The sequence below is a fragment of the Mycobacterium persicum genome, assembly GCF_002086675.1.
In the GTDB taxonomy this organism is placed as follows: Bacteria; Actinomycetota; Actinomycetes; order Mycobacteriales; family Mycobacteriaceae; genus Mycobacterium; species Mycobacterium persicum.
Map to the genome: position 1 here is coordinate 1 of NZ_MVIF01000107.1, position 19,057 is coordinate 19,057.

The 19,057-nt window shown below is 65.7% G+C and carries 19 protein-coding genes; 8 read left to right on the forward strand and 11 right to left on the reverse strand.

Annotation, left to right across the window (positions count from 1 at the left end):
* The 3 genes from BST40_RS23530 to BST40_RS23540 all read right to left on the reverse strand — a co-directional run.
* On the reverse strand, positions 1-649 hold a 649-nt coding region (locus BST40_RS23530), incomplete at its 3' end, for a PE family protein (protein WP_142276794.1).
* Positions 650-831: 182 nt separating this feature from the next.
* Positions 832-1,281 carry a transglycosylase family protein gene (locus BST40_RS23535; RefSeq protein WP_082275655.1) on the reverse strand — a complete coding sequence of 150 codons (450 nt, stop codon included), beginning with the start codon at positions 1,279-1,281 and terminating at the stop codon, positions 832-834.
* Entirely contained in the window at positions 1,278-1,721 is a 444-nt protein-coding gene (locus tag BST40_RS23540; RefSeq protein ID WP_244174469.1) for a hypothetical protein, read from the reverse strand. Before BST40_RS23540 ends, BST40_RS23535 begins: the two co-directional genes overlap by 4 nt.
* A 501-nt stretch (positions 1,722-2,222) precedes the next feature.
* On the opposite strand from BST40_RS23540, the gene BST40_RS33390 reads away from it, so the two are divergent.
* The 4 genes from BST40_RS33390 (at position 2,223) to BST40_RS23560 (ending at position 5,516) form a co-directional block, all read left to right on the forward strand.
* A complete protein-coding gene (locus tag BST40_RS33390; RefSeq protein WP_364469835.1) occupies positions 2,223-2,276 on the forward strand; it encodes an Ms4527A family Cys-rich leader peptide in 54 nt (17 codons plus the stop codon).
* Between the two features lie 116 nt (positions 2,277-2,392).
* On the forward strand, positions 2,393-4,060 hold the full coding sequence (locus BST40_RS23550; protein WP_075549474.1) for a nitrite/sulfite reductase: 1,668 nt from the start codon (positions 2,393-2,395) through the stop codon (positions 4,058-4,060).
* On the forward strand, positions 4,057-4,800 hold the full coding sequence (locus tag BST40_RS23555; RefSeq protein ID WP_075549457.1) for a phosphoadenylyl-sulfate reductase: 744 nt from the start codon (positions 4,057-4,059) through the stop codon (positions 4,798-4,800). Before BST40_RS23550 ends, BST40_RS23555 begins: the two co-directional genes overlap by 4 nt.
* Positions 4,779-5,516: a sirohydrochlorin chelatase gene (locus BST40_RS23560; protein ID WP_425270706.1), complete on the forward strand. Its 738-nt coding sequence runs from the start codon at positions 4,779-4,781 to the stop codon at positions 5,514-5,516. Before BST40_RS23555 ends, BST40_RS23560 begins: the two co-directional genes overlap by 22 nt.
* A gap of 214 nt (positions 5,517-5,730) precedes the next feature.
* Here BST40_RS23560 and BST40_RS23565 read toward each other — a convergent pair whose 3' ends face one another.
* On the reverse strand, positions 5,731-6,225 hold the full coding sequence (locus tag BST40_RS23565; RefSeq protein WP_131808368.1) for a hypothetical protein: 495 nt from the start codon (positions 6,223-6,225) through the stop codon (positions 5,731-5,733).
* A gap of 993 nt (positions 6,226-7,218) precedes the next feature.
* On the opposite strand from BST40_RS23565, the gene BST40_RS23570 reads away from it, so the two are divergent.
* A complete protein-coding gene (locus BST40_RS23570) occupies positions 7,219-8,424 on the forward strand; it encodes an NAD(P)/FAD-dependent oxidoreductase (protein WP_075549460.1) in 1,206 nt (401 codons plus the stop codon).
* Here BST40_RS23570 and BST40_RS23575 read toward each other — a convergent pair.
* The 5 genes from BST40_RS23575 to BST40_RS23595 form a co-directional block, all read right to left on the reverse strand.
* On the reverse strand, positions 8,400-9,485 hold the full coding sequence (locus BST40_RS23575) for a sulfate/molybdate ABC transporter ATP-binding protein (protein ID WP_232336984.1): 1,086 nt from the start codon (positions 9,483-9,485) through the stop codon (positions 8,400-8,402). The two genes, BST40_RS23570 and BST40_RS23575, sit on opposite strands and share 25 nt — an antisense overlap.
* A gap of 27 nt (positions 9,486-9,512) precedes the next feature.
* Positions 9,513-10,331 carry a sulfate ABC transporter permease subunit CysW gene (cysW, locus tag BST40_RS23580; RefSeq protein WP_083155870.1) on the reverse strand — a complete coding sequence of 273 codons (819 nt, stop codon included), beginning with the start codon at positions 10,329-10,331 and terminating at the stop codon, positions 9,513-9,515.
* Positions 10,328-11,218 carry a sulfate ABC transporter permease subunit CysT gene (gene cysT / locus BST40_RS23585; protein WP_083155872.1) on the reverse strand — a complete coding sequence of 297 codons (891 nt, stop codon included), beginning with the start codon at positions 11,216-11,218 and terminating at the stop codon, positions 10,328-10,330. Before cysT ends, cysW begins: the two co-directional genes overlap by 4 nt.
* Positions 11,215-12,258 carry an extracellular solute-binding protein gene (locus BST40_RS23590; protein WP_083155874.1) on the reverse strand — a complete coding sequence of 348 codons (1,044 nt, stop codon included), beginning with the start codon at positions 12,256-12,258 and terminating at the stop codon, positions 11,215-11,217. Before BST40_RS23590 ends, cysT begins: the two co-directional genes overlap by 4 nt.
* A gap of 353 nt (positions 12,259-12,611) precedes the next feature.
* Positions 12,612-12,806 (reverse strand): hypothetical protein, encoded by a 195-nt coding sequence (locus tag BST40_RS23595; RefSeq protein WP_075549465.1) that lies wholly within the window; start codon positions 12,804-12,806, stop codon positions 12,612-12,614.
* A 94-nt stretch (positions 12,807-12,900) separates the two neighbouring features.
* Between BST40_RS23595 and BST40_RS23600 the strand changes: the two genes are divergently transcribed.
* Positions 12,901-13,203 (forward strand): hypothetical protein, encoded by a 303-nt coding sequence (locus BST40_RS23600; protein WP_208618929.1) that lies wholly within the window; start codon positions 12,901-12,903, stop codon positions 13,201-13,203.
* A gap of 71 nt (positions 13,204-13,274) precedes the next feature.
* A complete protein-coding gene (locus tag BST40_RS23605) occupies positions 13,275-15,311 on the forward strand; it encodes a glycoside hydrolase family 15 protein (RefSeq protein WP_083044333.1) in 2,037 nt (678 codons plus the stop codon).
* 107 nt (positions 15,312-15,418) lie between these two features.
* On the opposite strand, the gene BST40_RS23610 is transcribed toward BST40_RS23605, so the two are convergent.
* Together BST40_RS23610 and lepA are read right to left on the reverse strand one after the other, a co-directional pair.
* Entirely contained in the window at positions 15,419-16,177 is a 759-nt protein-coding gene (locus BST40_RS23610) for a sensor domain-containing protein (RefSeq protein WP_083155876.1), read from the reverse strand.
* Complete coding sequence (gene lepA / locus BST40_RS23615; RefSeq protein WP_089025285.1) at positions 16,174-18,159, reverse strand: translation elongation factor 4; 1,986 nt, start codon at positions 18,157-18,159, stop codon at positions 16,174-16,176. The genes BST40_RS23610 and lepA overlap by 4 nt, the downstream gene beginning before the upstream one ends.
* On the opposite strand from lepA, the gene BST40_RS23620 reads away from it, so the two are divergent.
* Positions 18,138-18,749, forward strand: coding sequence for a type II toxin-antitoxin system PemK/MazF family toxin (locus BST40_RS23620; RefSeq protein WP_083044331.1), 612 nt, complete (start codon positions 18,138-18,140; stop codon positions 18,747-18,749). The two genes, lepA and BST40_RS23620, sit on opposite strands and share 22 nt — an antisense overlap.
* Positions 18,750-19,057: the final 308 nt, after the last annotated feature.

The window sequence follows — 19,057 nt, forward strand, 5'->3', positions numbered from 1 at the left end:
CCGCCGTACCGCCCGCCCCGCCCTGGCCGCCGTCGAAAAGTATTGACAGCCCACCGTTTCCGCCGGCACCGCCGGAGCCGAACAACCCGCCGGCACCGCCGGCCCCGCCCTTGCCACCGTTTGTGGTAGTGCCGATTCCGCCGTTACCGCCTGCGCCGCCGTTGCCGAATAACCCGGCGGGCCCGCCGTTTCCGCCGTTTTGACCGGTTCCGCCAGAACCGCCCGCACCACCATTTCCGATCAAGACACCGCCGGGCCCGCCATTTGCCCCGGTCCCAGGGGCTCCGTCGGCGCCGTTGCCGATCAGGGGACGGCCCAGTAGTGCCAAGCTGGGCGCGTTGATCGCATTCAGCAAGCTCTGTGCGGCATTGGCGGCCTCGGCGCTGGCATAGGAGCCCGCGTTCGCGGCGAGATTCTGAACAAACTGGTCATGAAATGCCGACGCTTGGGCGGCAAGTGCCTGATATGCCCGCCCATGTGCTCCGAACACCGCTGCGATGCCCGCCGACACCTCATCGGAACCGGCGCTCAACACCGACGTGGTGGGGGCGGCCGCGGTCTGGGCCGCCGCGTTGATTGCCGAACCGATTCTTGCGAAATCTGTTGCCGCCGCGTCCACAAGCTCCGGCACCGTCGCCACAAAAGACACCCGTACCTCCCGATGGCTCGTCACGAGTTGGGCCACTCGACGGCACCATCGCTGTCCACCGCCAAGCGTCCGGTACCGGCGATTATTGACTGCGTGAGCAGCCCGACGCGGGAGTTCCGCCAATTTGGGAGTCGCGCCGAACAATTGGTTATGGTTTGCCGCCCTCCCGGGTCGGGTCCGGCTCAGTCGTCAGTGTTACCCGTACAACCCCCGTTTGCCGCCATCAGGGCTGTCAGGATGTGTGTCAGGGAACCTATGGGGGCGTCACCACGGCTACATGAGCTGCACCTTGGCCATGCGCCCGGCCCCTGAGTGGTCATGATTCGCTCGCCCACATCGATCTGCCCGTCGGGACTGGCGGCCGACGGCAATCCGGAGCCTCCGTTGCCTTGCCAGGTCGGCTGGCTGATCTGCAAACCGCCGTAAAAACCGTTGCCGGTGTCGGCCGCCCAATTGCCGCCGGACTCACATTGCGCGATGGCTTCCCAATTGACGCTATCGGCATGCGAGCTGCCCGGCGACACGGCGGGCCCCAAGATCCACGCGGCGCCCGCGACGGCCGCCACGGCGAAAACCCGCCGCGCGACCGCGCCCGCGCTACCACCGCATATCGCCGGCGTCCCGAAACTCATAGCAGCTGCACCTTTCTTGCCATCCAACGACCGTTGAGCTTGACCATCGTCATCTTGATGCGGACGTGGTCGAGTTGAGACCGCAAATTGTCTCGGTTACTTATCGACTCGTCGACGAACATCAGGACGACAACCTTGTCCGGCGTAGCCGACTTCACCGCGGCCGCCACCACAGAGCCTCGCGTATGAACCTGGCGTTCGACCAGCTCCTTTCGGAACTGCTGACTGGATTTGCGGTATGAGTCGTTGAATTCACCGGTCGAGCCGTCCATGATGTCGGCGAAGCGGGCATCGACTGCTTCCGAATCAAGGTTGGTCAGCTTGAGGACATAGTTCTGCGCCGCGTCGAGCGCCTCTTTGGCAGCGTCGTCCTTCTGGTGCTGCTGAAACAGCACCCAACCGCCGAAAAGCAGCCCACCCAACGCCGCGACGACGGCCACCGCAACCACGTCGAGCCAGCGATGGTTGGGCCTGGCCGAGCGAACGGCACCGACCGCATCGGCATACCGGCCGACTCTTGCCAACGGTGCGCGGTCTTGGGCACCCGACGTTGCCACTGAACCTCGGCCGGCGAATGTATGGGAGCGCGGGGCACCATATTTGGACCTAGACCACATTGCTCACCTAAGACTTCCCCTGTCGCGCGGTCACGCTGCTAGCTACGGCGGATCGTCGCCGGGTTAGGAACAGGACCCCTAATCCGGAAAACGAAGGCGACAATATTTTCTTAGTGCAATAGTTTCTATAGCGACCATATAACGTTTTGGTGGCGATCTCCTGGTCGACCTCGCGACCAGGGCACCGCAGCCACGCGGCTCCCCGGATCAACCGGATTTTGCTCACGGTGAGAACAAATCAGACCTGGTCGCACGGCCGGGCGCGGGGCATGGCAGAATGTCGGCGTGACCGTCGCCCGTTCGACCCCGCGTCTTGCGCTGGTAATGCGTCGGCACATCGACCTCAAGCGCGTCTGCAGCTGTTGCTGTCGGCCTTGACGTCGTAGACCCAGCCCACCTGTACCTCCAGCTGGCCACCGGATCTGCGCCTCGCCGTAAGAATCGGTGGTTTCCGCGCGCCAAGGTCGGCAATGTTCGCGAAGGAGAACGGCCCAATGACCACAACCCGTCCCGCCAAGCCCCGCAACGAGGGCCAATGGGCGCTGGGAGATCGGGAGCCGCTCAACGCCAATGAAGAGCTGAAGAAGGCCGGCAACCCACTCGACGTCCGGCAACGTATCGAAAACGTCTACGCTCAAAGCGGATTCGACAGCATCGACAAGGACGACCTGCGCGGCCGGTTCCGCTGGTGGGGCCTGTACACCCAACGTGAACAGGGCTACGACGGCTCCTGGACCGGCGACGAGAACATCGAGAAGCTCGAGGCCAAGTACTTCATGATGCGGGTTCGCTGCGACGGCGGCGCCATCTCGTCGGCGGCGCTGCGCACGCTGGGCCAAATTTCGACCGAATTCGCCCGGGACACCGCCGACATCTCCGATCGGGAGAACCTGCAATACCACTGGATTGAAGTGGAAAACGTCCCCGAAATCTGGCGGCGGCTGGACGCGGTCGGGCTGCAGACCGCCGAGGCGTGCGGCGACTGCCCCCGGGTCATCCTGGGCTCGCCGCTGGCCGGCGAGTCGCTGGACGAGGTGCTCGACCCGACCTGGGCGATCGACGAAATCGTGCGCCGCCACATCGGCCAGCCCGACTTCGCCGACCTGCCGCGCAAGTACAAGACCGCCATCTCGGGCCTGCAGGACGTCGCGCACGAAATCAACGATGTCGCGTTCATCGGCGTCAACCATCCCGAACACGGGCCGGGACTGGACCTGTGGGTCGGCGGCGGGCTGTCCACCAACCCGATGCTGGCCCAGCGGGTCGGCGCCTGGGTGCCGCTGGAAGAGGTGCCCGAAGTGTGGGCGGCGGTGACGTCGGTATTCCGTGACTACGGCTACCGCAGGCTGCGCTCCAAGGCGCGGCTCAAATTCCTGATCAAGGACTGGGGTATCGAGAAATTCCGGCAGGTGCTCGAAACCGAATACCTCAGGCGTCCCCTCATCGACGGCCCGGCCCCCGAACCGATCAAGCATCCGATCGACCACGTCGGGGTGCAACGGCTCAAAAACGGCCGCAACGCCGTCGGAGTCGCGCCCATCGCCGGACGGGTATCCGGCACCATACTGTCGGCGGTGGCGGAGCTGGCCGAGCGGGCCGGGTCCGACCGGATCCGGTTCACGCCGTACCAGAAGCTGGTCATCCTCGACATACCCGACGCCTCGCTCGACGCCACCGTCGCCGGCCTGGAGGCGCTGGGTCTGCAGTCCAGCCCGTCGCGCTGGCGCCGTAATCTGATGGCGTGCAGCGGAATTGAGTTTTGCAAGCTGTCCTTCGCCGAAACCCGGGTCCGGGCACAGTCATTGGCGCCCGAACTGGATCGCCGGCTGGAAGACATCAACTCAGCGCTCGACGTACCGGTCACCGTCAACATCAACGGTTGCCCGAACTCGTGTGCGCGCATCCAAGTCGCCGACATCGGTTTCAAAGGACAGATGGTCGACGACGGTCATGGCGGCTCGGTGGAGGGCTTCCAGGTGCACCTGGGCGGAAGCCTCGGCCTGGACAGTGGTTTCGGCCGAAAACTGCGTCAGCACAAGGTCACCAGCGACGAGCTGGGCGACTACATCGAGCGGGTGGTGCGCAACTTCATCAAACATCGAGCCGACGGCGAACGCTTCGCGCAGTGGGCGATTCGGGCCGAGGAGGACGAGCTGCGATGACTTCCCCGGCAACCAAACCGGCCGAACCGGAGCTGCGGGAGTTGGCGGCGCGCGCTGCAGCCGAATTCGACGGCGCCAGCGCCACCGAACTGCTGCGCTGGACCGATGAAACCTTCGGCGGCGTCAACGGCCCCCGCGGCTGGGCGACCTGCAACTATGTGGTCGCTTCCAATATGGCCGACGCCGTGCTGGTCGATCTGGCCGCCAAGGTCCGCCCGGGTGTGCCGGTGATATTCCTGGACACCGGCTACCACTTCGCGGAAACCATCGGCACCCGCGATGCGATCGAATCCGTCTACGACGTCCGGGTCCTCAATGTCACTCCGGAGCATTCGGTCGGCGAACAAGACGAATTGCTCGGCAAGGACCTGTTCGCTCGCGACCCGGGCGAGTGCTGCCGGCTGCGTAAAGTCGTCCCGCTGAGCAAGACCCTACGCGGCTATTCGGCCTGGGTGACCGGACTGCGCCGGGTCGAGGCCCCGACCCGCGCCAACGCCCCGCTGGTCAGCTTCGATGAAGCGTTCAAACTGGTGAAGGTCAATCCGCTGGCGGCCTGGACCGACCAGGATATGCAGGACTACATCACCGAACACGACGTGCTGGTCAACCCCCTTGTCTACGAAGGCTATCCGTCGATCGGCTGCGCCCCATGCACGGCCAAGCCGTCCGACGGCGCCGACCCGCGCAGCGGCCGTTGGCAAGGGCTGGCCAAGACCGAATGCGGGCTGCACGCATCGTGACGACACTCGTATTGACCGCGCACGGCAGCGCGGATCCTCGGTCGGCGGCCAATGCGCGGGCGGTGGCAGACCGCCTGGCTCGCCTGCGGCCGGGTGTTGACGTGCAGGTGGCGTTCTGCGAACACAATCCGCCGAGCCTGTCCGAGGTGCTGCGGGAGTCTCCCGCCGACGCCATCGTCACTCCGCTGCTGCTGGCCGACGCGTACCACGCCCGCGTCGACATCCCCCGCCAGATCGCCGGCCGGGTTGGCTCACGACGCACCCACATGGTGCGGCAGGCCGGTGTGCTCGGCGAGGACGACCGGTTGGTGACGGTGTTGCACCTGCGGCTGGCGGAACTCGGGACGTCGCGCCGCGATGACGCCCTCGGTGTGCTGGTGGTGGCAATCGGGTCGTCGAGCGCTTCGGCCAACGCCCGCACTGCGGCGGTAGCGTCAAAGCTGGCCGCCGGCACCCGATGGGCCGCGGCCACGACCGCCTTCGCCACCATGCCCGATTCGCTGCCCGTCGCCGTTGACGAGTTGCTCGCCGGCGGCGCCCGCCGGCTGGCGATCGCGTCGTGGTTCCTGGCGCCGGGTGTGCTGACCGACCGGGTGCACGGCTACGCCGACCGCGCCGGCATTCCGATCACGGCGCCTTTGGGTGCCCACCACCTGGTTGCCGAGACGGTCCTGAATCGCTTCGATCAGGCGGCGGCGGAACGCATCGCCGCCTGACGCCGGGCAACGCCGCCGACGCCAGCGCGCCGCAGGGCTGGAATCGGTCGCGGCTTGGGTTCAGCCGCCAGGCCGCCGACCTCTGATTGGTACACCAAAGGCGCTGGCGCTCAACCAGATCCGGCGGCAGACCGGCCCGGTGGGAGCATCCCGCCGGTCTTCGGTCACTGCCGGGGCAGTCGCTGCCGCCATCGCCGGCCGAAAGCACCGCCCGCTAAATGCGACCGGGTTCCGACGGGAAGTGCATCTCGGGCATCTGTGGTGCATCGACGTGCGGGGCCTCGGGCAGTTGTGGCGCGTCGACGCGCGGGGCCTCAGGCGGTGGGGCGCCGACGATCGGTGGGGCCACGGGCTCCATGGGCTTGGGGGCATACGGACCCCCGGCGCAAACCCCATCACCGGGCATCCGGGCGCACTGCGGATCGTCGGGGCCGGTGGGGGGACCCTGGTAATACGGGCCACCGTGGCATATCGGGTCCAACGGCATCTGGATGCATCGCGGATCATTGGGGCTGGTGGGAGCATCCGGACCGGAAGGATCGCCGGGGTTGGGATCGTCGAGCAGAACCGGCGGGGCTAACGTGCGACCGGGGCCGGGAGTTGCGTTCGCCGGAACCGTCACACCGGCCACGGGCATCGCGACAAGCGCCGCGGCCAGTGCAATTTTCCTCATTGTGCCGCGGACACCCGAAGCCACTATCCCGTTCATCGATCACTCCTTATGTTGCGGACCCAACCGGCGGCGCTGCCGTTGGCATCTGTTGACGCGGCATGGCGACGCGTTACGCCGCGGATCCGACCGAACGATAGTACATCTAATTAGATCGCTCGGGGCCCATTGCCGTGGCTGTGAAACCTGTCGCCGGCGGGAGGCCGACGGTGCACACATCGGTTCCGCAATTCCCACCTTGCGCCGTGGCCATTGCCACCATGGTCCGAATTACCTTGGGAAAAATGGTGATTCGTGAGATCGACACCAACGGGGGCCAATCCGGTAAGGCGCTGCCACTTTCGGCCGTAGCAGCAGATGGTGTGATGTTTCCCACGGTTGACGGTTTGCCATCTGCAGCAGCCGGGTGCAAGACGACTTCGCTACCACAAGCCACCGCAGACGAGTCGAGCGGTACGCCGACAATGCCGTCGCGCCCTTGCCGGCAACCAGCGGCCCGCCGGGCACCGCACGGACCGTGTGACATCACTTCGACGGGGTACCCACCAATGACCTGGTTGCCAGTTACCATGCCCGAGCCGCGAGGGAGGCCACAAACCCATGACCGCGCTGCCCCCGGATCCCGATCCAGCGAGAACCCCGGCCCTTGAACCCGGCGGGGTGTCACACCGGGCTTCACACCGCCCGACTCGGCGCGTGCCGGCAGCCTGCCGGCATTAGCCAACTATGGTTGACAGTATCACTAGCTGCCTTCTACTATTTCTATTGTCAACTACATATGACATTCTGAAGACTGCGAGCGGTCGCCTCGATCCGACGGTGCCGTCGAGCCGCCAGCCGCCGCTCGACTCCGCAACTGCGCAACCGAACGTATTGGGCTATCGAAGTTTTCAGCAGCAATAGCCGACCTCGATCGTGAGGTTCACCCGCGGAAGGGAGCTTCACCCCGAACACCGGGGCCGGCGAGCACGTATGACGGCCGCCTGAGCCAACCCACTATCCACTGTCTAGCGAGAATGAAGGGCATCAACAGTGAGCAAGAAACTGGTCATCGTCGGCGCCGGGATCGGCGGACTCAGCGTGATCGACGAGATCCGCCGATCCGCAACGCCGGTAACGGATCTGGACATCACCATCATCGATGAAGACTTTTCCCACTTCCTTGGATTCACCTTGCCATGGGTCATGCGGGGATGGCGCGACGAGGACAGCGTCCCGATCCGTCCCACCGCTGAAGCGTTGTCCGGGATCACCACCATCACCGCTAGGGTCACCGCTGTGGATCCCGACGCCAAGACGGTCACATTGGCCGACAGCTCCGAAATCGGTTATGACGCACTCGTACTCGCGGCGGGATCACGCATCGCGATCGAGATGATTCCCGGATTGCCGGAAGCGGTCGACAGCGGCTCGGCCGTCCATTATTACGCCACAGCAGCGGCTGCGTCCGCACACCGTGCGCTGTCGGCTTTTTCCGGAGGCAAGCTGGTGTTCCTGATCACCTCGCAGCCGTACCGATGCCCGGTTGCCCCGTACGAAGGGGCTCTCTTGGCGGCGGACTTGTTGCGTGAGAACGGAACCCGCGCCGCGACTCAGATCTCGATATATACCCCGGAGCAGCAACCGATGCCTTCGGCGGGCCCCTACGCCGGTCCCGAACTCGTCAGCCTGCTGAATCGTGAAGGCATCGACGTCTATTGCGAACAGACCGTCGATCGCATCGATCCAGTCAGCCGGACAATCCATTTCCAGGATGGCCAGAGCGTCGATTTCGATCTGCTGGTGTTCATTCCGCCGCATCAGCCCGCGATCACGCTCGGTCAACCGGGGTGGATCGCAGTCGACCCCGTCACCATGCAGACGCAGTATTCGGGGATATGGGCGGTCGGTGACATCACGGCGATCACCTGCCCGTGGGGTAAGCCGCTGCCGAAAGCGGCGATCTTCGCGAAGAACGGCGCAGCAGCTGCCGCCACCAACGTGCTGAACTACCTGGGCCAGACCGACGACAGCGCCACCCTGTCCGGTCGCGGGCACTGCTACATCGACACCGGAGCACACCATTCCGCCAAGGGCAGTGGCGACTTTTTCGCTCTCCCCGATCCCGGGATTCACCTCACCCCGCCGTCGAGCGAACTGCACCACGACAAGCACGACGAGGAACGCGACTGGCGCGCGATGTGGGAACGTCGGTGGGCCGGAGTATCCGGGGATCACACCGACGTCAGCGTGGCCTGATCGGTCTCGGCCCCGCCGACTCCGTCATCGCCTGGACCCGCGATGTCGTGGGGAATGGGCGGCACCCGGGTGGCACGTACGTAGACGGTGTCGCCCTCCCGTAGGGCCAGCGCCTCGGCGTCACCGCGGGTGATCTGGGCGGTGAAGGCGCCTCCCGTTGCCGCACTGGTCAACTCGACCCGAACCTCGAAACCCAGCACCACCACCCGGTTCACGGTGGCGCGGGCAACACCGGTGGACTCCGCGGTACCGTCGGCGGCGGCAACGGCCATCTCCGGAGTCCGGCCGACTCGGATGTCATGCGGGCGGACCAAGGCGCCGTTGAGCATGGAAACCGCCCCCAGAAAGGACATGACGAACGCGTTCGCCGGGGCGTCGTAGACGTCGGTCGGAGATCCGACCTGTTCGATACGGCCCCTGTTGAGCACGGCGATCCGATCGGCCACATCCAGGGCCTCGGCCTGGTCATGGGTGACCAGCACCGTGGTGACGTGCACCTCGTCGTGCAGGCGGCGCAGCCAACTGCGAAGGTCCTCACGGACTTTGGCGTCCAGGGCACCGAACGGTTCGTCGAGCAGCAACACCTCCGGGTCGACGGCCAGCGCGCGGGCCAGTGCCATCCGCTGACGCTGACCGCCGGAGAGCTGATTGGGGTAGCGGCCGTGAAATCCGCTCAGGCCCACCACCTCCAGCAGGTGGTCGACCTTCTCCTTGATCTCGGCCCGGGGCCGCTTGCGGATCTTCAACCCGTAGGCGATGTTGTCGCGAACCGTCAGGTGCTTGAAGGCGGCGTAGTGCTGAAAGACGAATCCGATGCCCCGCCGCTGCGGCGGCACCCCGGTCACGTCGCGCCCGTTGATCGTGACGGAGCCGGCGTCCGGTCGGTCAAGGCCGGCGATGGTGCGCAACAGCGTCGATTTCCCGGAGCCGCTGGGGCCCAGCAACGCGGTCAGCGAACCGGCGGGCACCACGAAGTCCACATGGTCCAGGGCAACGAAGTCGCCATAGCGCTTAGCGGCGTTGCGCACGACGATGGCATACCCGTTGCGGCCCTTCGTCATGGCTGTGGTCATCTCAGCGTCTCCTCGTCAGTCCTGGCCGGCCGCTCGTGCCCGGCGGGCATCCAGTGCCACCTGAACGACCAACACCACCACCGCGACGGCCATCAGCAGGGTCGACAGCGCGTACGCCCCATACTCGGCGCCACGGTTGTAGCGGTCCGAGACCAGCAATGTCAGCGTTTGGGACGTGCCCGGCAGGTTCGACGACACGATCAGGACCGCACCGTATTCGCCGAGCGTGCGGGCGACGGTCAACACGATGCCGTAGGTCAGGCCCCACCGGATGGACGGCAGCGTGATCCGCCAAAATGTCTGCCACCAACCGGAACCCAGCGTCGCGGCCGCCTGCTCCTGGTCGGTGCCCAACTCGTGCAACACCGGTTCGACTTCGCGCACCACGAACGGCAGCGTGACGAACATGCTGGCGAGGACAATGCCGGGCAGGCCGAAGATGATCTTCAGCCCCAGGTCCTTCTCGACGAAGCCCAGCGCACCGGCGGATCCCCACAGCAGGATCAACGCGACACCCACGATCACCGGTGAGACCGCGAACGGCAGGTCGATGATCGCCTGTAGTACACCCTTGCCCGGAAATCGATTGCGGGCGAGCATCAATGCCGTCGGGATCCCGAACAGCACGTTCAACGGCACCACGATGCCCACCACCAGCAGCGACAGATTCAGTGCCGATATCGCCGCCGGCGTGCTGATCCAGGCATAGAACTGGCCGAGGCCCGGTTCGAAGGTCCGCCAGAGGATCACCGCCACCGGAACCACCAGCAGCACACTGACATATCCGAGCGCGATGGATCGGAGCAGGTAACGGACGCCGAGCGAGGGCGTCATGCGACCATCTCCTCCCGCCGGGCCGCACGCGTACCGACGACACGCAACAGCAGCAACACCACAAAGGAAATCGTCAACAGCACAACGGATATCGCGGCGGCGCCGGTCTGGTCGTCGTTCTCGATCAAGGTGCGGATCCACTGGGACGACACCTCGGTCTTGCCCGGCACCGCGCCACCAATCAGCACGACCGAGCCGTATTCACCGATGGCCCGCGAAAACGCAAGGCCCGCACCGGACAACAACGCCGGCAGCAGCGACGGCAACACCACCGAGGTGAAGATCTTGGGACCGCTGGCACCCAGCGACGCCGCCGCCTCCTCAGCCTCACGATCGACTTCGAGCAGCACCGGCTGAACGGCGCGCACCACGAACGGCAAGGTGACAAACGCCAGGGCCACGCCTACCCCCCACGCGGTGTGCTGCAACTGAAGACCCACCGGACTGGTCGGGCCATAAAGGGCGAGCATCACCAGGCTGGCCACGATGGTGGGCAGCGCGAAGGGCAGATCGATGATCGCATCGACGAGCCGTTTGCCGACGAAGTCGTCGCGCACCAACACCCAGGCGATCAGCAGGCCGAACACCGTGTTGACGAGAGTGACCGCCGCCGAAATGCTCAGCGTCACCCGCAGTGAGTCCAGCGCGGCGCGCGACGTGACCGACACCCAGAACGCCTGCCAGCCGCCGCCCGAAGCTTGCCAGGCGATGGCGGCCAATGGCAGCAGCACGATAATCGACAACCACACCACCGAAACTCCGACCCGAAGCGACGTGCTGCCCCACCGGCCGGATCCGCGGCGACCTGGTGCGTTATCGTCGGCGGGCGAATCGTCCCCGATGGCGGGCGGATCCGGCCTTGGATCCGGCCTTGTCAGTGCGGTCATCCGGTGGCCTGCATATAGATCTTGGTGATGCTGCCGGTGCCCCTGTCGAACAGCTGCGGATCCACTATTTCCCAGCCGCCCAGGTCGGCGATTGTCCACAGCTTCGCCGGCACCGGAAACTGCCCGCGAAAGTCGGCGGCCACCGCGGGATCGACGGGCCGGAAACCGGACTGCGCCCACAGTTTCTGCGCCGCCGCGGTGTACTGGAAGTTCTTGAATGCCGTCGCGGCCGCAAGATGGGAACTACTGGTGACCACCGCCAGCGGGTTTTCGATCTTGAACGTCTGTGACGGGGTGATGTGCTGGACCGCCTTGCCCTGCCGTTCGGTGGCGATGGCCTCGTTCTCGTAGCTGATCAGCACATCGCCGCTGCCCTGGACAAAGACATCGCTGGCTTCCCGTCCCGATCCGGGACGCAATTTGACGTGCTCGCGGACCAGGGTGCTGACGTAGTCGATCCCCGCTTGGTGGTTACGGCCGCCTTCACTTTTGACCGCATACGGAGCGAGCAGGTTCCACTTGGCCGAACCCGAACTCAGTGGGCTGGGCGTGATGACCTCCACGCCGGGGCGCAACAGGTCGTCCCAATCCTTGATGTTCTTGGGATTGCCGGCGCGTACCACCAGCGTCACCACCGACCCGAAGGCAATGCCCTTGGTGACGTCGGCATTCCAGTCCTTGGAAACCTTGCCGGCCTTGACCAAGCGGGTGATGTCGGGTTCGACGGAGAAATTCACCAGATCGGCCGGCTTGCCGTCGACAACACCGCGGGACTGGTCGCCAGAGGCCCCGTACGACGTGATCACCTGCACGTCCCTGCCTTCCTCGGAGGCGTTGAACGCCGGGATCACCGTGCGCCAGCCGGGTTCCGGGGCGGAGTAAGCGACCAGGGTGATGCTGGTGTGCGCGCCGGCCGGCCCGCCGCCGCCGGCGACGTCGCTGGGACCACCGTGACACGCCGCAACGACTCCGACGACCAGCGCCAGCACCACCGGGCGGGCAACGACATGCCGCCACGGGGTCTTCGGCGTCTGTGGCATTGGTGGCCTTCCGGGGTGCGGGAGTGGTAAGCGTCGGTCCCGTAGCTGCGGAAAGGCGATCGGTCGCTAACTGGAGGGCTTCACCAACTCCATGCCAGACCGCGCACGGGCGGGAGTCAGCGACAACAGTGCACGTCGACGGCGGCGCAGATCGCCACAGCCGCAACCACGCAGCCGGGCGCGCATTGAGCGCGCCCGGGGCAATCGGCTACCGCGTGCATGCCGGGAAGCCTAACAGAATCGGCCGCGGTCCCATGGCGAGCCGCCGCCGTCACCGCGTCAGTAACCACATGGCGATCACCAGCACCACGAGCGCGACCAGGACCAGGGTGACGTGCGACCGCGGCATCGGCTTACTCGGACACTTCGTCGGAGTGGCGGATTCGCCGCATCACTGTGATGCCCTTGCCGAGCAAGGCATCGAGCACCGCCGCGGTGATATATGCCAGGCCCAGCACTACCGGCATTACCGCCAACGCCTGCAACGCGAACGGAAGACCGGAAAGCCACAGCTCGACGCCGTCCCACCAATTCAAGAATCCGTTCACTCCAACACACCTTATTCGGCCCGGCAGCCGAATCCAATGTGCCACGATCCGCCTAAGATCAGGAGTGCTCCAGCAGTCGGGCAAAACCACGTGTATGGTCTCCGGCGATGGGCCGGCAGGCATGATGCTCGGTTTGTTGCTGGCCCGCGCCGGCGTTGACGTCATCTGGCGCGGGTACAGGCGCGGCGGGTGGGCGCCAACCGCGTTTCTGCAAGCGCTACAACGGGCGATCCATGCCCGCGTGGTCGCGGTCGCCATGACCGGCGCCGACCCGGCGCCGCCGCGGGCCGTCCAGCTGGTGGGCGGGTCACGGCCGCTGCGGCGGGTGCTCGGCTATCTGGTCGCGATCGGTCCGCTACCCGAGCACGCGTCCGGCTACGCGCGGCGCGGCGGCTAAATCGCGGCACCTGAATAACAGGGCAGCCGAAGTGGTGGACGCGAAGTAGGTCGACAGTTGATGATGACCGCATGGTCCTGCACGCCGAACCCGCAGACGAGGCCGCCGAGGTCGCTCACGTCACCGATAGTCCAGCGTTCCAGGCAGCACCCGTCCCGTCCGTCAAGTCCGACGCGAAGGGCGTTTTCACGTCCAGCTCATCGCTGCGCAATCCGTTTCCACCCATTGCCGATTACGCCTTCCTGTCCGACTGGGAGACGACCTGCCTGATCTCGCCGGCGGGATCGGTGGAGTGGATGTGTGTGCCCCGGCCGGACTCCCCCAGCGTGTTCGGCGCGATCCTGGACCGCAGCGCGGGCCATTTCCGGCTGGGCCCTTACGGCGTTTCGGTGCCCTCGGCACGCCGCTATCTGCCCGGCAGCCTGATCATGGAGACCACCTGGCAGACCCACACCGGCTGGCTGATCGTGCGCGACGCGTTGGTGATGGGGCCGTGGCACGACATCGAACGACGATCGCGCACCCACCGGCGCACCCCGATGGACTGGGACGCCGAACATATTTTGCTTCGGACAGTGCGCTGCGTCAGCGGCACGGTCGAGCTGATGATGAGTTGCGAGCCGGCATTCGACTACCACCGCCTCGGGGCCACCTGGGAATACTCGGCCAATGCCTACGGTGAGGCGATCGCGCGGGCCAGCCATCAACCCGACATCCACCCGACGCTGCAGCTGACCACCAATCTGCGGATCGGGCTGGAGGGTCGCGAAGCCCGCGCCCGCACCCGGATGAAGGAGGGCGACGACGTGTTCGTCGCCCTGAGCTGGACCAAGCATCCGGCGCCGCAGACCTACGAAGAGGCCGCACAGAAGATGTGGCAAACCACCGAGTGCTGGCGGCAGTGGATCAATATCGGCAATTTCCCCGATCACCCGTGGCGGGCGTACCTGCAGCGCAGCGCGCTCACGCTCAAAGGGTTGACGTACTCGCCCACCGGCGCGCTGCTGGCCGCCAGCACCACGTCGCTGCCGGAAACACCGCACGGCGAACGCAACTGGGATTACCGCTACGCCTGGGTCCGCGACTCGACGTTCGCGTTGTGGGGGCTCTACACCCTGGGACTGGACCGCGAAGCCGACGACTTCTTCGCCTTCATCGCCGACGTGTCCGGCGCAAACAACAACGAGCGCCATCCGCTGCAGGTGATGTACGGCGTGGGCGGCGAGCGCAGCCTGGTCGAAGAGGAGCTGCACCACCTGTCCGGCTACGACCACGCGCGTCCGGTCCGGATCGGCAACGGCGCCTACAACCAGCAGCAGCATGACATTTGGGGCTCGATTCTGGACTCGTTCTACCTGCACGCCAAATCGCGTGAGCAGGTGCCGGAGACGTTGTGGCCGGTGCTCAAGCGCCAGGTCGAGGAGGCGATCAAGCACTGGCGCGAACCCGACCGCGGCATCTGGGAAGTGCGCGGCGAACCGCAGCACTTCACCTCGTCGAAGGTGATGTGCTGGGTGGCGCTGGATCGCGGCGCCAAGCTGGCCGCGCGCCAGGGCGAGAAAAGCTATGCCCAGCAATGGCGCCAGATCGCCGAGGAGATCAAAGCCGACATTCTCGAGCACGGCGTGGACTCCCGCGGCGTGCTGACCCAGCGCTACGGCAGCGACGCCCTGGACGCGTCGCTGCTGCTGGCGGTGCTGACCCGGTTCCTGCCGCCCGACGACCCGCGGGTACGCAACACCGTGCTGGCCATCGCCGACGAACTGACCGAGGAAGGCCTGGTGCTGCGCTATCGGGTGCACGAGACCGACGACGGCCTGTCCGGCGAGGAAGGCACGTTCACCATCTGCTCGTTCTGGTTGGTGTCGGCGCTGGTCGAGATCGGCGAAGTGGCGCGGGCCAAACGGCTGTGCGAGAAGCTGCTGTCCTACGCCAGCCCGTTGCACCTCTACGCCGAGGAGATCGAGCCGCGCACCGGCCGTCAGCTGGGCAACTTCCCGCAGGCGTTCACCCACCTGGCGCTGATCAACGCGGTGGTCCACGTGATCCGCGCCGAGGAGGAAGCCGACGGCTCGGGGATGTTCCAGCCGGCCAACGCACCCATGTAGGTGGCGCCCGGCGAGTTTCGCGGCGAGCAGACATGGAATCGCACAATTCCAAGGGAATTCGTGCGATTCCATGTCTGCTCGCGGTCTGCTCGCGGACGAGAGCGATGTCAGCTCAGCGCGGTGACCTTGTCCATCATCGCGTGCGCGATGTCGACGGCGCTGGTGGCGAGATTGCCGGTCCCCTCATCGGATGGGTAGGCGGTTGGAACGAAGCTGACCGTGACCTCAACCAAGCAATTTCCCCGGACGCCAAGGGCCCGGGCTTGCGGGATGGTCGTCAAAATCGAGTGCGGGCCGGACCCCAGTGAGATGGTCGCCGCGACAACCGAATCCACGACGCGTACCTCGGAGATGGCGGCCTGACCGTACACCGTAGAGGTTGGCATCGTCAGCGTGGTGTCATCGCACTTCTTCCACTGCGCGGCGAACTTGGCGAACAACCCGTTGGCGTCTGCTGCCGTCGGTAACGCGGCGATGCCTTCATAGACGTCGTCGACCTTCACCGAAGCACCGTTGTGGCTCCACATTTCACTGGCCGTGTTTTGTACCGGCGCGAAGCGATAGGGACCCTGCTGCATCATGTGGACGACACCTAGGCAGTCGGCGGGTAGTGCTGATTCCCAAGCGCTTCCCAATGTTTCGCTGCCACCGAACTCCGGGTATTTGGGGGCGGTCTGGAACGGCTGGTTCAGCAACATCGCCAGAGCGGTGCCGTCGATCATGGCCTGCTTGATAGCTGGGCCCGTCAGCGCATGCGTCGCCATGTCCGGCGCCGGTCCCGCTTTGCCACCGGTCGTTGCGGTGCACCCGCTCGACAGCACCACGGCCAACAACCCGGCGGCCATCGAGCACCAGCGGTTTGTCACTTCTTGCCCTTGTCCCCCGCGGTGTCGGTGGATAACGCCGCCACAAAGGCCTCCTGCGGCACGTCAACCCGCCCAATGGTTTTCATCCGCTTCTTGCCTTCCTTCTGCTTCTCCAGCAGTTTGCGTTTCCGGGTGATGTCACCGCCGTAGCACTTCGACAGCACATCCTTGCGGATCGCGCGAATGTTCTCGCGCGCAATGATTTTCGACCCGATGGCGGCCTGGACCGGCACCTCGAATTGCTGGCGCGGGATCAGCTCCTTGAGCTTGGTCGTCATTTTGGTGCCGTAGGCGAACGCCGAATCCTTGTGCACGATCGCGCTGAACGCGTCAACCGTCTCGCCCTGCAGCAGGATGTCGACCTTGACCAGTTGCGCTTCCTGTTCCCCGGCCTCCTCGTAATCAAGGCTGGCATAGCCGCGGGTGCGCGACTTCAGTGCGTCGAAGAAGTCGAAAATTATCTCCCCCAACGGCATTGTGTAGCGCAGTTCCACCCGCTCGGGCGACAGGTAGTCCATGCCGCCCAGCTCGCCGCGGCGCGACTGGCACAGTTCCATGATGGTGCCGATGAACTCGCTGGGCGCGATGATGGTGGTCTTCACGACGGGTTCGTAGACGGTACGGATCTTGCCCTCCGGCCAATCCGACGGATTGGTGACGATGATCTCGGAGCCATCCTCTTTGAGCACCCGGTAGACGACGTTGGGTGAGGTGGAGATCAGATCCAGATCGAACTCGCGCTCCAGCCGCTCGCGGGTGATCTCCATGTGCAGCAGGCCAAGAAAGCCGCACCGGAACCCGAAGCCGAGCGCCACCGAGGTCTCCGGCTCGTAGGTCAGGGCCGCGTCGTTGAGCCGCAGCTTGTCCAGGGCTTCGCGCAAATTCGGGTAGTCCGAACCGTCGACGGGATAGAGGCCCGAGTAGACCATCGGCTTGGGCTCGCGGTAGCCGGTCAGCGCCTCCTTGGCGCCATGGCGGACCGTCGTCACGGTGTCGCCGACCTTGGACTGACGCACGTCCTTGACGCCGGTGATCAGGTAGCCGACCTCGCCCACACCGAGGCCGCCGCAGGGCTTCGGCTCGGGTGAGACGATGCCGACCTCGAGCAGCTCGTGGGTGGCTCCGGTGGACATCATGGCGATGCGCTCGCGTGGGGTGATCTTGCCGTCGACCACCCGAACGTAGGTCACCACACCGCGGTAGATGTCGTACACGGAGTCGAAAATCATTGCCCGAGTCGGCGCGTCGGCGTCGCCCCGAGGCGGCGGCACCTCGCGAACCACATGGTCGAGCAGGTCGGCGACCCCCTCGCCGGTCTTGCCGGACACCCGCAGCACGTCGTGCGGTTCGCAGCCGATGATGTGGGCGATCTCGCCCGCGTAGCGGTCCGGGTCCGCGGCCGGCAGGTCGATCTTGTTCAGCACCGGAATGATGTGCAGGTCGCGGTCCAGCGCCAGATACAGGTTGGCCAACGTCTGCGCCTCGATGCCCTGCGCCGCGTCGACCAGCAACACCGCACCCTCGCAGGCCTCCAGCGCCCGCGACACCTCGTAGGTGAAGTCGACGTGTCCGGGAGTGTCGATGAGGTGCAGCACGTAGTCCTGGTCGGCCACCCGCCAGGGCAACCGCACATTCTGGGCCTTGATGGTGATACCGCGTTCCCGCTCGATGTCCATCCGGTCCAGGTATTGCGCGCGCATCGACCGCTCGTCGACCACCCCGGTCAACTGCAGCATCCGGTCGGCCAGCGTCGACTTGCCGTGGTCGATGTGAGCGATGATGCAGAAGTTGCGAATCTGCGCCGGCGGCGTGAAGGTTTTGTCGGCGAAACTGCTGATGGGAGTCTCCTGGTGGACGGTCGTGAGCCTGCCAGCTGGGCGGTTGGTGGGTATGTCCAGCGTATCCAGCCCGGCGCTTCGAGACACAATCGCGCGCCGCCGGGCGCGGCTATGCTGCCAACATGGCGTCCGCCCGGAAGTCACAGTGGAAGACGTTCCAGCGTTTCGCGGAGAATGTAGGGAACCTGGTGTTCACCGAGGCTCCGAAGGTGGCGCGTCAACTACAGAACTCGCAGACCGTCCTGCGAGAACTTCAGCATGCGGTGAAGATCACCGCGAACATCATGGCGATGGGCCTGCCGCCACCTCCCCAGGAGATCGCCGCAGGCCGGCCGGTGACCAGCACCAGCTTTCCCACCGCACAGCGGGCCCGCAGGCTGGTCTACGCCCCGGATCTCGATGGCCGGGCCAACCCGGGGGAAATCGTGTGGACCTGGGTGGTCTACGAAGACGACCCGACCCGCGGCAAAGACCGGCCGGTGCTCGTCGTCGGCCGTAACCGCAACATCTTGCTGGGGCTCATGCTGTCCAGCCAGGAAGACCGCGCCGCCGATCGTGACTGGGTCGGAATCGGTTCTGGGGATTGGGATTACGAAGGAAGGCAGAGCTGGGTCCGGCTGGACCGGGTGCTCGACGTGCCGGAGGAGAGTATCCGCCGCGAGGGCGCGATCCTGCCGCGCGACATCTTCGATGTGGTCGCCGCCCGGTTGCGCACCGAATACTCCTGGCGTTAGCGCAAGCCACCGTCACGACCGTAACGCCACGGCGAAATCCCACTCGATTTTTCGCCGTGGCGTTCCGCTGGCGGAGGCTGACCCTCGGTGGCTGGTGCGGCGCGGCGAACCATTCAGAGTGCGCCGGCAGGCGCTCGTAGTCGCGAGCGGCGCCAGCGCACCAACCAAGACACCGTGCGCACCCACCACCCAGCGGCCTGACAACACCTCAAAGGTGCACTGCCCCTTGTATTTCCGCACGATTTACCGCACAATGCGGCCACTGCGGCTGCCCTTCCCGGCGGTGTCGGCGCCCTTACCGATTGGGC

What these genes read in the sequence shown, in the direction of transcription:
- BST40_RS23560 (WP_425270706.1), top strand. Translation starts at nt 4,779, where the DNA reads ATGCGGGCTGCACGCATCGTGACGACACTCGTATTGACCGCGCACGGC.
- BST40_RS23575 (WP_232336984.1), bottom strand. Translation starts at nt 9,485, where the DNA reads ATGACGAAGGGCCGCAACGGGTATGCCATCGTCGTGCGCAACGCCGCT.
- BST40_RS23550 (WP_075549474.1), top strand. Translation starts at nt 2,393, where the DNA reads ATGACCACAACCCGTCCCGCCAAGCCCCGCAACGAGGGCCAATGGGCG.
- BST40_RS23620 (WP_083044331.1), top strand. Translation starts at nt 18,138, where the DNA reads ATGGCGTCCGCCCGGAAGTCACAGTGGAAGACGTTCCAGCGTTTCGCG.
- BST40_RS23555 (WP_075549457.1), top strand. Translation starts at nt 4,057, where the DNA reads ATGACTTCCCCGGCAACCAAACCGGCCGAACCGGAGCTGCGGGAGTTG.
- cysW (WP_083155870.1), bottom strand. Translation starts at nt 10,331, where the DNA reads ATGACGCCCTCGCTCGGCGTCCGTTACCTGCTCCGATCCATCGCGCTC.
- cysT (WP_083155872.1), bottom strand. Translation starts at nt 11,218, where the DNA reads ATGACCGCACTGACAAGGCCGGATCCAAGGCCGGATCCGCCCGCCATC.
- BST40_RS23590 (WP_083155874.1), bottom strand. Translation starts at nt 12,258, where the DNA reads ATGCCACAGACGCCGAAGACCCCGTGGCGGCATGTCGTTGCCCGCCCG.
- BST40_RS23535 (WP_082275655.1), bottom strand. Translation starts at nt 1,281, where the DNA reads ATGAGTTTCGGGACGCCGGCGATATGCGGTGGTAGCGCGGGCGCGGTC.
- BST40_RS23565 (WP_131808368.1), bottom strand. Translation starts at nt 6,225, where the DNA reads ATGAACGGGATAGTGGCTTCGGGTGTCCGCGGCACAATGAGGAAAATT.
- BST40_RS23605 (WP_083044333.1), top strand. Translation starts at nt 13,275, where the DNA reads ATGGTCCTGCACGCCGAACCCGCAGACGAGGCCGCCGAGGTCGCTCAC.
- BST40_RS23600 (WP_208618929.1), top strand. Translation starts at nt 12,901, where the DNA reads ATGGTCTCCGGCGATGGGCCGGCAGGCATGATGCTCGGTTTGTTGCTG.